This window comes from Bradyrhizobium sp. 1200_D9_N1_1 (assembly GCF_052075915.1).
Taxonomy (GTDB): domain Bacteria; phylum Pseudomonadota; class Alphaproteobacteria; order Rhizobiales; family Xanthobacteraceae; genus Bradyrhizobium; species Bradyrhizobium diazoefficiens.
Map to the genome: position 1 here is coordinate 8,731,727 of NZ_CP197226.1, position 12,697 is coordinate 8,744,423.

Genomic DNA, 12,697 nt, shown 5'->3' on the forward strand with positions numbered 1-12,697 from the left:
GATGGTCCGCGAACCGACGGGCGCGCGGACGTGCTGGTTTGCCGCGCGATCATCGCGGCGGCGTGCTTTCGTTGACGTTGGCGACGGGCGGAAGCTTCATCTCGCCGCACGAGCAGCCCAGCCGGTCGAGCAGGCCGCTGAGCTTGACGGCATCGGCATCGGACAGTTTCGAGCCGACATATTTCTCGATCGCAGCGGAATAGGCACTCCACATCCGCTTCTGCAACTCGCGGCCGGCTTCCGTGATCTCGACGAACTGTCCGCGCTTGTCGATCTTGCATTCGCGCCGCGAGGCAAGGCCCTCATCGACCAGGCGGTCGATCAGGCGCGAGGTGGAGTATTGCGGGATCAGCATCTGCCTTTCGAGTTCCACCGGCCGCAACTCGCCGGAGGGCGCGCGGGACAGTTCGAGCAGCGCGTCATACCAGGCCAGCGGCGGGAACCCCGCCTTCTTCAGGTCCTGCTCGACGCAGTCGAGCACGCGGCTCTGCACCCGCATCAGGCGGATCCAGGCGGCGGTTGCCTCGGTCGATGGCTTGCGTTTCATGGTCCCGCTCAAACTCGTCGCCCGTCTCTTACCCTACTCGATGCACCTGCATCAATCTTGACTATTGCATGCAGCTGCATGTAGGCGTTCATTCGCCCAAGCCAAGCAACAAGAGGAGGAAATTCCATGAAACTCTATTACTCGCCCGGCGCCTGCTCCCTGTCCCCCCACATCGCACTCCTCGAAGCCGGCCTGCCCTACGAGCTGGTCAAGGTCGATATCCGGGCCAAGAAGCTCGAAAATGGTGAGGATTATCTGAAGCTGAACCCCAAGGGGCAGGTCCCTGCGCTGGGGCTCGACAGCGGTGAGATCGTGACCGAAGGCCCGGTGATTGTCCAGATGATCGCCGACCAGGCTTCTGCCAAGGCGCTGGCGCCGGCCCATGGCAGCGCCGAGCGCTACAAGCTGCTCGAATGGCTGAACTTCCTCACCTCGGAGGTGCACAAGAGCTTCGGCCCGATGTTCGCGCCGGCGCTGAACGACGAGGCCAAGGCGTTCTTCAAGGATCGCGTCATGGGCAAGCTGAAATACATCGACAGCCAGCTCGCCGGCCGCGACTACCTGATGGGCAAGCAGTTCACGGTTGCCGACGGCTATCTCTTCACGATGCTGACCTGGGCCGACCGGATGAAGTTTGATCTTTCGGCGATGCCCAACCTCACCGCCTACAAGACCCGCGTCGCGGCACGGCCACAGGTGCAGGAGGCGCTGAGGAAGGAAGGCCTCGCGCAGGCAAAGTAAGCGCTCGCAAGACGCAGGCAGCGAAAGGCCGGACCGACGATTCGGCCTTTCTTTTTATGCTGCCGGGCGGCGCGGGAGCGGACCCGTTGCGCCGGATCATCGTACCTTAGTTTGACTTATGAACTACTGTTCGCCAAACGTAAGTAGTGCTGTCTTGTCAGCACTCGCAAAGCGGGCGAGCTTGGCTGAATTGCTTGAAGATTTTTTGGGCTCTCATCGGAGTTGAACTTGACGATTGCCTTCGTCCTGATCGTCGCAAGTGCGTTGGTGGGAATCGCGACAGGTTGCGTTTTCAAGATCTGGGCGCTGGTTGTGATCTCACCGTTGATCGCAGTGTTCTCGGCGATAATTCTGCGCGCTTACGAATTCGGGATGATGGCGGGCGTGATCGTCATTGCCATCTGTCTTGCCGTCTGCCAGCTCGCCTATTTCGCGGCAGCCTATGTGCTGCACGCGCGCCACGTCTCATCCCATGACGAAATCGACGGCGAGCCAGGCGAGACAGGCGAGCAGAAAATCCACCGCGAGCACAAGTAACGCCAAGGCTGCCCAAAGCACCGGGCCCTTGCGGCGCAGGCGCACCGGCTTTTGTTGCGGCGACAGGCGGCCATTCGCGGGCGCAACAGTGTATTTCGCGGTGAGATCGCGGCCAAGCGCGGTCTTCCGCAGCACCAAGGAGTTCATCAAGGACACTTTCTTATTTTCTCTTCAACTCGCCGATGGATCGGCAAGCGTCCCAACCGGGTTCGTGACCCTGACCCGCAGCAAGACTAGTGCCAGGGCCGAGCAAAAGAACGGCGCCGCTTTGGCGCGCCTATGACAATTGCGCGACACCGCGGCAGCGGGGACTCTGGCAGGGTTCCTACGCGAATTCTGTGACCGGTTCCACAGATCGGGAACCTCCTGACGCAACCGTGATGACGTCTCCCCAAACAAAAAGGCCGGATCGACGATCCGGCCTTTGTTCTCAAATGGCCTTGGGTGATCAGGCCGCCGCCTTCTTCGGCGCGAAGCGGCCGTAGAAGGTTTCGCCCTTCGCCGCCATCTCCTCAAGAAGCTTCGGCGGCGTGAAGCGCGAGCCGTATTTCGCTTCCAGCTTGTGGCAGAGCTCGACGAACTTCTTCGTGCCCATGAAGTCGATGTAGGACAGCGTGCCGCCGGTGAACGGCGCGAAGCCGAAGCCGAGGATCGAGCCGACATCCGCTTCGCGCGGATCGGTGATGACGTGGTCCTCCACCGTGCGCGCGGCTTCCACCGCCTGCACCACCAGGAAGCGCTGCTTCAGCTCCTCGACGTCGAGCGTGTCGGGGTCGAGCTGCTTCGGCTGGAGCGCCGAGAGGCCCGGCCACAGGCTCTTCTGACCCTTGCCCTTCTCGGGATAGTCGTAAAAGCCCTTGCTGTTCTTGCGGCCGAGTCGGCCCTGCTTCTCGACCATCTCCACCATCAGCTTCTTCTGATCGGGGTTGATGGCGTTCGGACCGAGATCGGCTTCGGTCGCCTTCATGATCTTGAGGCCGAGGTCGAGCGCCACTTCGTCCGACAGCGAGAGCGGGCCGACCGGCATGCCGGCCATCTTGGCGCAGTTCTCGATCATCGCCGGCGGCACGCCTTCGAGGAACATCTCGTTGCCTTCGGCGACGTAGCGGCCGACGCAACGGTTGGCGAAGAAGCCACGGCTGTCGTTGACCACGATCGGCGTCTTGCCGATCTGCCGGACATAGTCGAGCGCGGTCGCGAGCGCGACATCGCCAGTGTTCTTGCCGAGGATGATCTCGACCAGCATCATCTTCTCGACCGGCGAGAAGAAATGGATGCCGACGAACTTGCCCTGGTCCTTGAAGGCTTCCGCGAGCGAGGTGATCGGCAGCGTCGAGGTGTTCGACGCGAAGACTACGTCCGGCTTCAGATATTCCTGCGCCTTGGCAAACGTCTCCGCCTTGACCTTGCGGTCCTCGAACACGGCCTCGATGACGAGGTCGACGTCCTTCAGAGCTGCATAGTCGGCCGTCGGCGTGATGCGCGCGAGCAGCGCTTCGGCATCATTGGGCTTGGCGCGGCCCTTCTTGATCTGCTCCTCGATCACCTTCTGCGCATGCGCCTTGCCCTTGTCGGCGCTGTCCTGGTCGCGATCGATCAGGACGACGTCGAGGCCGGCACGCGCGGAGACGTAGCCGACGCTCGCGCCCATGAAGCCGGCGCCGATCACGGCGATCTTCTTCACCTTGGTTGCGGGCACGTCCTTCGGACGGCGCGCGCCCTTGTTGAGCTCCTGCATCGACAGGAACAGGCTGCGGATCATCGCGGCCGCTTCCTTGGAGCGCAGCACCGAGGTGAAGTAGCGCGACTCGACCCGCAGCGCGGCGTCGATCGGCAGCTGCAGGCCTTCATAGACGCAGCTCATGATCGCGCGCGCGGCGGGATAGTTGTCGTAGGTCTCGCGGCGATAGATCGCGTTGCCGGCCGGGAACATCATCATGCCGGCCTTGGAGAACACCGGACCGCCGGGCAGCTTGAAGCCCTTCTCGTCCCAGGGCGCGACGGCCTTGCCGCCGCCCTTGATCCAGTCTTTCGCGGCCTTGATAAGGTCAGCGGCCGGAACGATGGCGTGGATCAGATTGAGTGCCTTGGCCTTCTCGACCGTGACCGGATCGCCCTTGAGCAGAATGGTCATCGCATCCTGCGGCGGCACCAGGCGCGGCACGCGCTGCGTGCCTCCGGCGCCGGGGAACAGGCCGACCTTGACCTCGGGCAGGCCGAGGCGCGTCTTGGGATTTTCCGCTGCCACACGATAGTGGCAGCACAGCGTGATCTCGAAACCGCCGCCGAGCGCGAGGCCGTTGATCGCGGCCGCCCACGGCTTGCCGGAGGTCTCGATCGAGCGCAGCACCTGCGAGAAGCGCCGGCTCTGCTCGAACAGCATCTGGTTCGCGGCGGTCTCGCCCTGCTCCCTGAAGACCTTGGCGTAGGCCTGGTTCATGCCCTCGAGCATCGACAGATCGGCGCCGGCGCAGAACGCCTCCTTGGCCGAGGTGATGACGACGCCCTTCACCGCGGCGTCGGCGGTGGTCGCCTTGACGATCGCGTCGAGCTCGCTGGTCGAGGTTTCGTCGAGCACGTTCATCGAACGGCCCGGGATGTCCCAGGTGACGAGCGCGATGCCGTCGGCGTCGGTTTCAACCTTGAAATTCTTGTAAGCCATGTTGGTTGCTCCCCTTCGCCTTAGACGCGCTCGATGATGGTCGCGGTGCCCATGCCGCCGCCGATGCACAGCGTCACAAGGGCAGTGGACTTGTTGGTGCGCTCGAGCTCGTCGAGCACGGTGCCGAGGATCATCGCACCGGTCGCGCCAAGCGGATGGCCGAGCGCGATCGCGCCGCCGTTGACGTTGATCTTGGCGTTGTCGATATCGAAGGCCTGGATGTAGCGCAGCACGACCGAGGCGAAGGCCTCGTTGAGCTCGAACAGGTCGATGTCCGACTTCTTCATGCCGGAGCGCGCGAACAGCTTCTCGGTGACGTCGACCGGACCGGTCAGCATCATCGCGGGCTCGGAGCCGATGTTCGCAAACGCGCGGATTTTTGCGCGCGGCTTCAGGCCGTATTTGCTGCCCGCGTCCTTGCTGCCGAGCAGCACGGCGCCGGCGCCGTCGACGATGCCCGACGAGTTGCCGGCGTGGTGCACGTAATTGACGCGCTCGATTTCGGGGTGCGACTGCACCGCGACGCCGTCGAAGCCGCCCATCTGCGCCATCATCGTGAACGCCGGCTGAAGCTGCGCCAGCGACTGCATCGTCGTCGAAGGACGCATGTGCTCGTCCTTGGCGAGGATGGTGAGGCCGTTGATGTCCTTCACCGGCACGACCGACTTGTTGAAGCGGCCTTCGTCCCAGGCCTTGCCGGCGCGCTGCTGGCTCTGCACGGCGTAAGCGTCGACGTCGTCACGCGAGAAGCCGTACTTCGTCGCGATCAGATCGGCCGAGACGCCCTGCGGCATGAAATAGGCGGGCACCGCCATCGAGGGATCCATCGGCCAGGCGCCGCCGGAGGCGCCGATGCCGACGCGGCTCATCGATTCGGCACCGCCGCCGATGACGAGCTCATGCTGGCCGCTCATCACCTGCGCGGCCGCAAAGTTCACGGCATCGAGACCGGAGGCGCAGAAGCGGCTGATCTGCACGCCTGGCACGGCTTCGCCGAGGCCCGCCTTCAGCGCGGCGAAACGCGCGATGTCGCTGCCTGCTTCACCGACGGGATCGACCACGCCGAGCACGACGTCGTCGACACAATCTTCCGGCAGATTGTTGCGGTCCTTCAGCGCCTTCAACGGCACCGCGGCGAGCGCCAGCGCGGTAACTTCGTGCAGCGCGCCGTCCGCCTTGCCGCGGCCGCGCGGGGTTCGGACGTGGTCGTAGATGTAGGCATCTGCCATGGGAGCCTCCTGATTGCAGCTATTGGTTACGACCGCGACGCGATCGGCATTATTGGTGAAGCGAAAATGCTCAGAACGCTTCTGCCGGCAGTTCCATGATGGTGGCGCAGCCCGACTGAATGCGCGCGAGATTGGCCGCGGTCTCCGGCAACATCCGCTCCATGAAGAAGCGACCGGTGACGAGCTTGGTCGAGAGATAGGGCGTCGCCCCGCTCTCGGCAATCTTGGCATTGGTCACCTTGGCCATCTTCGCCCACATGTAGCCGAGCGCGACGAAGCCGAAGAGATGCAGGTAATCGGTTGCGGCAGCACCGGCATTGTCCGGCTTCATCATCGCATTCTGCATCAGCCAGGTGGTGGCCTGCTGGAGATGGCCGAGCGAAGCCGAGAGCGGGGTGATGAAGGGTTTTAGCGCCTCGTCGCCGCCGTTCTCCTTGGCGAAGGCCATGACCTCGCCGAAGAAGGCCATGATGGCGCGGCCGCCGTCGCGCGGCAGCTTGCGGCCGACGAGGTCGAGCGCCTGGATGCCGTTGGCGCCTTCATAGATCATCGCAATACGCGCATCGCGCACGAACTGCTCCATGCCCTGCTCGGCGATGTAGCCGTGGCCACCATACATCTGCTGCGCCTGCACCGCGTTGGCGAAGCCGTAGTCGGTGAGGAAGCCCTTCAGCACCGGCGTCATCAGGCCCATATGGTCGTCGGCGGCCTGACGGTCCTTGGCATCCTCCGACCGGTGAGCAACGTCGCTCTTCAGCGCGGTCCACATCACGAAGGCGCGCGCGGCCTCGTTGAAGGCGCGGATCGAGAGCAGCGTGCGGCGCACGTCGGGATGCACGATGATCGGATCGGCCGGCTTGTCCGGCGCCTTGGTGCCGGTCAGGGAACGGCCCTGGATGCGCTCGCGGGCATAGGCGACGGCGTTCTGATAGGCGACCTCGGACTGCGCGAGACCCTGCACGGCGACGCCGAGGCGGGCCTCGTTCATCATCACGAACATGCCCTGCATGCCCTTGTTCTCTTCGCCGATCAGCCAGCCGGTGGCGCTGTCGTAGTTCATCACGCAGGTGGAATTGCCGTGGATGCCCATCTTGTGCTCGATCGAGCCGCAGACCACGCCGTTGCGTGCGCCGACCGAACCGTCGGCATTCACCAGGAATTTCGGCACCACGAACAGCGAGACACCCTTGATGCCGGCGGGCGCGCCCTCGATGCGGGCGAGCACGAGATGAATGATGTTGTCGGCAAGATCGTGCTCACCAGCGGAGATGAAGATCTTCGTGCCCGTGATCTTGAAGCTGCCGTCGGCCTGCCGCACCGCCTTGGTGCGGAGCATGCCGAGATCGGTGCCGCAATGCGGCTCGGTCAGGTTCATGGTGCCGGTCCATTCGCCCGCCACCATCTTCGGCACATAGGTCTTCTTCTGCTCGGGGCTGCCGTGCACGATCAGGGCTGCGGTCGCCCCCATGGTGAGGCCGCCATACATCGAGAACGCCATGTTGGCGGAGATCTGGAATTCGTTGACCGCCTGGGAGAGCGTCACCGGCAGGCCCTGCCCGCCGAACTCGGTCGGAGCCGACAGGCCAAGCCAGCCGCCCTCGGCAACCTGCTTGAACGCGTCCTTGAAGCCCTTCGGCGTGGTGACACTGCCGTCATCGGCGCGCTTGCAGCCTTCGAGATCGCCGACGCGGTTGAGCGGCTGGAGCACCTCTTCGGCGAGCTTGGCGGCTTCGCCCAGGATCGCCTCGCGCACGTCGCTGGACGCATCGGAGAAGCCGGGCAGATTGTCGTAACGATCGATCTGGAAGACGTCGTTGAGCAGGAAATTCACGTCTTCGACGGGGGCTTTATAGATCGGCATGGTGGTCTCCCGGCAGGTACCTTGAAGTCATTGGGGCTTGAAGTGACGATGTTCGCGTGATTCCTGCGGCGCAGCCTTTGCCAGCAAGCTTAGCTGCTTCTGCAACCTCAGGGCAGGGTCATGATGGGGCGGCAAGCTGCTCCGCCATCAGACGGTGCAGCATGTTGATCGCCTTGAGCGGACGCACCATCACCTTGAAATGCGTGATGCGTCCCTCGGGATCGAAGGTGATGATGTCGACGCCGTTGATCTCGATGCCGTCGATCATGGTCTTGAACTCGAGGACGGCGCCATTGGCGCTCGTCCACTCGCCGACATAGGCGAAGCCGGGACCGCCGAGGACCTTCTCGGCGCTCGACAGATATTTGAAGGTGATGTCGCGGCCGCGCTGGGGCGAATGCACCACAGGACTTTCGAACACGGCATCGGGATGGAGCAGGTCCCAGAGCGCCTTGCGGTCATGGGACTTCATGTAGCCGTACCAGGAATCGAGGCCGGTCATTCTCGGGCGCCTCCCTAAAGGCCTGGGCAAAAAACGCGAAAACAACCCCATGCACAGTAGCGAAGAGGTTGATTTTGCTTGATCTTCGGGGCGGGTCTTTGGCCCGCTCCGAAGCTGCCTCATATGCACATTGACGCATATGCGCAGATGCGCATAAAGTCAAGCTGGTTGGTCAAGGTCGAAGAAGGGAGGCCGGTGTCATGGCACTGGGCGACGCAATCCTCGCATGCCTGACGGAACGTCCGATGACGGGTTACGAGCTCGCCAAGACGTTCGATTCCTCGATCGGCTTCTTCTGGAAGGCCGACCATCAGCAGATCTATCGCGAGCTCTCCAAGCTGCGCGACCGCGGCTACATCCAGGGCCGCGAGGTCGTGCAGACAGGCAAGCCCAACAAGCTGGTTTATACGCTCACCCCCGAGGGGAGAACAGCGCTGCGGCACTGGGCCGCGCGGCCAAGCACGCCAGCCTCGACCAAGGACGATCTGCTGGTTCGGCTGCATGCGCTCGACAGCATCGATATCGAACCGCTTCGCACCGATCTGATGGCCCGGCTGGAGCACCACCGCGACCGCCACGCGAACTATGAGCGGATTCTGAAAAAGCGATTTCCGGGCGGCACGGCGGAGGGCCGGCTCGATCTCGGCAACCTGCTCCTGCTCCGCCTCGGCGCCCGCCACGAGCAGATGGTGGCCGACTTTTGCGAAGAGACACTCGAGGCGCTGTCGACGATGAGCGGCAAGGGCACGGTGGTGCCGCTGGAGGACGGCAAGCGCGAGGGGAAGGGCTGAAGGCTAGATCGGCCTCGGCGGTGCCCGTCACCTCTCCCGCTTGCGGGAGAGGTCGCGCCGAAGGCGCGGGTGAGGGCTTTCTCCTCTTGGGGATCCTCGATTGCGGAAGCACCCTCTCCCCAGCCCTCCCCCGCAGGCGGGGGAGGGAGCGCTCCGACTATGCGGCGAAAGCTGAGGTTCAGTTCATTGGGTTCCCGCCGCCCAACTTTAAGACACCGGGCCCGCGTTCCTTAACCCGTTATTTACCGTAACAGACAAAAGTCGGTTTTCGAGGCAGACGACCCGCGCCAAATCCGATTGTCTTTGCAACCGGCACGCGTGGGAAGGCTGGAGTCGCCGGGTGGGGCGCCGAAGTCGGAACCGGACAGAGTCATGAATTCGCGCGTATCGTGGAGTGTTGACGGCATCGATCCCTCCGTCCGGGAGCGGGCCGAAGCTGCTGCGCGCAGAGCCGGCATGTCACTCAACGATTGGCTGAACTCCACGCTCGGCGAAACTGCCCCGCCAAACTTTCGCGGACCTTACGAGCAGCGTCCGCAACACATGCCGAACCAGGTACCGAGTCCGGAAAGCCGCGAAGTCGCCGACATCCACCAGCGGCTCGACGCGATCACCCAGCAGATCGAACGGATTTCGAAGCCCACCCCTCGCCAGGACTCTTCACGACAAGAGGTCTCGCGCGAGCAGGGCGTCGCACGCCAGCTCAACGACGCGATCTCGCGGCTCGATGCGCGCCTGTCGCAAATCTCAAAGCCGCAGCAGCTGCAACCGCAGCCGCCTCAGGCTCCGCGGCCCGCACCCGTCGAGACGCGCCAGCGCCAGGCCGATGCGGTCGAGCGCGCGGCCGCGCAGGTCTATCGCAGTTCGCCGCCGCTGAGCCCCGCCTCGTTCGACGTCGCCGTTGCCGAGATCACGGCACGGCAGAGCGAGCTCGACGGCTTTACGCCCAGGCAGATGCCGCCGCGCGCCGCGCCGTCGATTGCGCCCGCGGCAGCTCCTTTCGCCGCGCCGATGGCGCCGCCCGCGCCCGCCTACGCTCCGCCGCCACCGCAGCCGGGGCCGGATTTCTCGTCGCTCGAGCGCCATCTGCTCAAGATCACGAGCCAGATCGAGTCGCTCCAGCGCCCCGACAATACCGAGCAGGCGATCAACGCTTTCCGCAGCGAGCTCGCGGAGATCCGCCACGCCATCACCGAGGCGATGCCGCGCCGCGCGATCGAATCGATCGAAAACGAAATCCGTTCGCTGCACCGTCGCATCGACGAGACCCGCTCGTCCGGCACCGACGGCCAGGTTCTGTCAGGCATCGAGCACGCGCTGTCCGACATCAAGCAGGTGCTGCGCACGCTGACGCCGGCCGAGCAGCTCACCGGCTATGACGAGGCGATCCGCAATCTCGGCGCCAAGCTCGATCTGATCCTGCGCGCCAATGACGATCCGTCCACGGTGCGCCAGCTCGAAGGCGCGATCTCGGCGCTGCGCGGCATCGTCTCCAACGTCGCCTCCAACGAAGCGCTGGCACGGCTGTCCGAGGACGTGCAGCTGTTGTCGTCCAAGGTCGACCAGATCACCCGCTCGTCCGGCCCCGGCGACAGCTTTGCCGTGCTCGAGCAGCGCATCGCGGCACTCACCGCCGCGCTGGAGACGCGCGAGCGGCCTCAGCCCGCCGAGAGCACCGAGCACCTCGAGGCCGCAATCCGTGCGCTGTCGGATCGTTTCGACCGTATGCAGGTCGGCAGCGATTCGGCCTCGACCTTTGCGCATCTCGAACAGCGCGTCTCCTATCTGCTGGAGCGGATCGAAGCTGCCTCCGATCCGCGCAACACCAATCTCAGCCGCGTCGAGGACGGGCTGCACGACATCCTGCGCCATCTCGAACGGCAGCAGGCGACCTATTCCGCGCTCGCCGAGAGCCGCAGTTCGGCGCCGTCCCCCGATTCCGGCATGGTCGATCTCGTGAAGCGCGAGCTCTCCGACATTCGCTTCAGCCAGGCCGAAACCAACCGCAGCACCCAGGACTCGCTCGAAGCCGTTCACAGCGCGCTCGGCCACGTCGTCGATCGCCTCTCGATGATCGAGGGCGATCTGCGCGCGGTGCGCACCGCGCCGCCGGCCCCTGCGCCGCAGCCGATGCCGATGCCGATGGCTGCGCCCATGGAGCCCGCGCCGATGGCGCGCGAAGCTCGGCAGCAAGCACAGCAGCCGAAATACGATCCGAAGCCTGAGCTGCCGAATCCGGCCGCCATGCAGCAGCCGGCGCATTCCGCCTTCGTGGCCGCGCCGCGCGAATTCCACGCCGCCGCGGCACCTGCCGCTCCGCCGCCGGTCCCGATGGCGCCGACGGCACCGCAAGCCGCACCACCCTTGCCGCCGCGCGCGATCAGTGAAATCCTGGAGCCGCATACGGCGCCCGCCCGCGCCGCGTTGGCGCCGGAATTGCCGCCGGATCATCCGCTCGAGCCTGGCACGCGGCCGGGCGGACGCGTGGCCACGCCGTCGGAGCGCATTGCCGCCTCCGAGAGCGCGATCAGCGGAATTCCCACTGCTCCGAAGGAGCCGGTGTCGTCGTCGAGCTTCATCGCGGCCGCGCGCCGCGCCGCTCAGGCCGCCGCCGCGCAGCCGCCCGAGAAGCCGGCCCGTGGCGCCAAGGCCGCAATCGCCCGCGCCAAGGACAAGGGCCAGGAAGGCGCCTCGACCATCACCTCGAAGATCCGCTCGCTGCTGGTCGGCGCGAGCGTGGTCGTGATCGTGCTCGGCACCTTCAAGATGGCGATGAACCTGCTCGATGGCGGCAGCACGCCGCCGGCACCGCAGGCGATGGAAAATTCGGTGAGCGAGCCCGCGCCGCAGGCTTCGCCGCCTCCGGTCGAGACCAAGCCCGCCATACCCGAGCAGGTCACGCCCTCGATGACCTCGCCGACGCCGATCGGACGGCAATCCCAGAACAATGCCGCGCCGGCTCCAACGCCCAATTCCGGCAGCTCGGCCTCGGTTGAAATCCCGCCCGCTCCGGCGGCCGTGCCGCCTGCCGCCAGCGACGTCACCGGCGCGCTGTCGGGGGCCAGCCGCGCGCGGCTCGGCCTCGTCCAGGTGCCGCCGAGCGAGAAACTGCCCGACGCTATCGGCGGCCCAGGCTTGCGCACCGCCGCGATGAAGGGCGATGCCACTGCCGCCTACGAGATCGCCGTGCGCTTTGCCGAAGGCAAGGGCGTCGCTGCAAACTACGACGAAGCTGCGAAATGGTACGACCGCGCGGCGCAGGCCGGCGTGATGCCCGCAACCTTCCGCCTCGGCACGCTCTACGAAAAGGGCCTCGGGGTGAAGAAGGACGCCGATATCGCCCGCCGCTACTACACGCAGGCCGCCGAGCGCGGCAACGCCAAGGCGATGCACAATCTCGCTGTGCTCGATGCCGACGGCGGCGGACGCGGCGCCAATTACAAGAGCGCGGCGCAGTGGTTCAGGAAAGCGGCCGACCGCGGCGTCGCCGACAGCCAGTTCAATCTCGGCATCCTCTATGCCCGCGGCATCGGCGTCGAGCAGAACCTCGCCGAGTCCTACAAATGGTTCAGCCTGGCAGCCGCCCAGGGCGATGCGGACGCTGCCGGCAAGCGCGACGACGTCGCCAAGCGCCTCGATCCGCAATCGCTCGCCGCCGCCAAGCTCGCGATCCAGACTTTCAGCGCCGAACCGCAGCCCGACGATGCCGTCAACGTCCCAGCCCCGAACGGCGGCTGGGACAGCGCGCCGCAGGCGAACGCCAAGCCCGCGCCGAAGCCGGTCGCGACGAAGCGGTCGGCGTCAGCGGCGCACTGAGCCGCATAGCA

At 65.2% G+C, this 12,697-nt stretch carries 9 protein-coding genes; 4 read left to right on the plus strand and 5 right to left on the minus strand.

What is annotated here, in order from left to right; genetic code table 11:
* Nucleotides 1-49: 49 nt before the first annotated feature.
* Complete coding sequence (locus AB5K84_RS41330; protein WP_011083982.1) at nucleotides 50-547, minus strand: MarR family winged helix-turn-helix transcriptional regulator; 498 nt, start codon at nucleotides 545-547, stop codon at nucleotides 50-52.
* Between the two features lie 126 nt (nucleotides 548-673).
* On the opposite strand from AB5K84_RS41330, the gene gstA reads away from it, so the two are divergent.
* The gene (gene gstA / locus AB5K84_RS41335; RefSeq protein WP_011083981.1) at nucleotides 674-1,288 is read left to right on the plus strand and encodes a glutathione transferase GstA; all 615 of its coding nucleotides are present in this window, start codon (nucleotides 674-676) and stop codon (nucleotides 1,286-1,288) included.
* A gap of 228 nt (nucleotides 1,289-1,516) precedes the next feature.
* The gene (locus AB5K84_RS41340; protein ID WP_038965291.1) at nucleotides 1,517-1,825 is read left to right on the plus strand and encodes a hypothetical protein; all 309 of its coding nucleotides are present in this window, start codon (nucleotides 1,517-1,519) and stop codon (nucleotides 1,823-1,825) included.
* A 448-nt stretch (nucleotides 1,826-2,273) separates the two neighbouring features.
* On the opposite strand, the gene AB5K84_RS41345 is transcribed toward AB5K84_RS41340, so the two are convergent.
* The 4 genes from AB5K84_RS41345 to AB5K84_RS41360 all read right to left on the minus strand — a co-directional run bounded on the left by AB5K84_RS41345 (nucleotide 2,274) and on the right by AB5K84_RS41360 (nucleotide 8,079).
* A complete protein-coding gene (locus tag AB5K84_RS41345) occupies nucleotides 2,274-4,487 on the minus strand; it encodes an FAD-dependent oxidoreductase (protein WP_097531895.1) in 2,214 nt (737 codons plus the stop codon).
* A gap of 20 nt (nucleotides 4,488-4,507) precedes the next feature.
* Nucleotides 4,508-5,716 (minus strand): acetyl-CoA C-acetyltransferase, encoded by a 1,209-nt coding sequence (locus AB5K84_RS41350; protein ID WP_011083978.1) that lies wholly within the window; start codon nucleotides 5,714-5,716, stop codon nucleotides 4,508-4,510.
* 70 nt (nucleotides 5,717-5,786) lie between these two features.
* Nucleotides 5,787-7,577 carry an acyl-CoA dehydrogenase C-terminal domain-containing protein gene (locus AB5K84_RS41355; RefSeq protein ID WP_011083977.1) on the minus strand — a complete coding sequence of 597 codons (1,791 nt, stop codon included), beginning with the start codon at nucleotides 7,575-7,577 and terminating at the stop codon, nucleotides 5,787-5,789.
* A gap of 118 nt (nucleotides 7,578-7,695) precedes the next feature.
* Complete coding sequence (locus AB5K84_RS41360; protein WP_038965285.1) at nucleotides 7,696-8,079, minus strand: nuclear transport factor 2 family protein; 384 nt, start codon at nucleotides 8,077-8,079, stop codon at nucleotides 7,696-7,698.
* 200 nt (nucleotides 8,080-8,279) lie between these two features.
* Here AB5K84_RS41360 and AB5K84_RS41365 point away from each other — a divergent pair, with 200 nt between their 5' ends.
* Nucleotides 8,280-8,870 (plus strand): PadR family transcriptional regulator, encoded by a 591-nt coding sequence (locus tag AB5K84_RS41365; protein ID WP_011083975.1) that lies wholly within the window; start codon nucleotides 8,280-8,282, stop codon nucleotides 8,868-8,870.
* Nucleotides 8,871-9,242: 372 nt separating this feature from the next.
* Entirely contained in the window at nucleotides 9,243-12,686 is a 3,444-nt protein-coding gene (locus tag AB5K84_RS41370) for a tetratricopeptide repeat protein (RefSeq protein WP_063921381.1), read from the plus strand.
* Nucleotides 12,687-12,697: the final 11 nt, after the last annotated feature.

Excerpts from the sequence above, each read along its gene's own strand:
- AB5K84_RS41330 (WP_011083982.1), bottom strand. The coding sequence starts at position 547 with ATGAAACGCAAGCCATCGACCGAGGCAACCGCCGCCTGGATCCGCCTG.
- AB5K84_RS41370 (WP_063921381.1), top strand. The coding sequence starts at position 9,243 with ATGAATTCGCGCGTATCGTGGAGTGTTGACGGCATCGATCCCTCCGTC.
- AB5K84_RS41350 (WP_011083978.1), bottom strand. The coding sequence starts at position 5,716 with ATGGCAGATGCCTACATCTACGACCACGTCCGAACCCCGCGCGGCCGC.
- AB5K84_RS41355 (WP_011083977.1), bottom strand. The coding sequence starts at position 7,577 with ATGCCGATCTATAAAGCCCCCGTCGAAGACGTGAATTTCCTGCTCAAC.
- AB5K84_RS41365 (WP_011083975.1), top strand. The coding sequence starts at position 8,280 with ATGGCACTGGGCGACGCAATCCTCGCATGCCTGACGGAACGTCCGATG.
- gstA (WP_011083981.1), top strand. The coding sequence starts at position 674 with ATGAAACTCTATTACTCGCCCGGCGCCTGCTCCCTGTCCCCCCACATC.
- AB5K84_RS41360 (WP_038965285.1), bottom strand. The coding sequence starts at position 8,079 with ATGACCGGCCTCGATTCCTGGTACGGCTACATGAAGTCCCATGACCGC.
- AB5K84_RS41345 (WP_097531895.1), bottom strand. The coding sequence starts at position 4,487 with ATGGCTTACAAGAATTTCAAGGTTGAAACCGACGCCGACGGCATCGCG.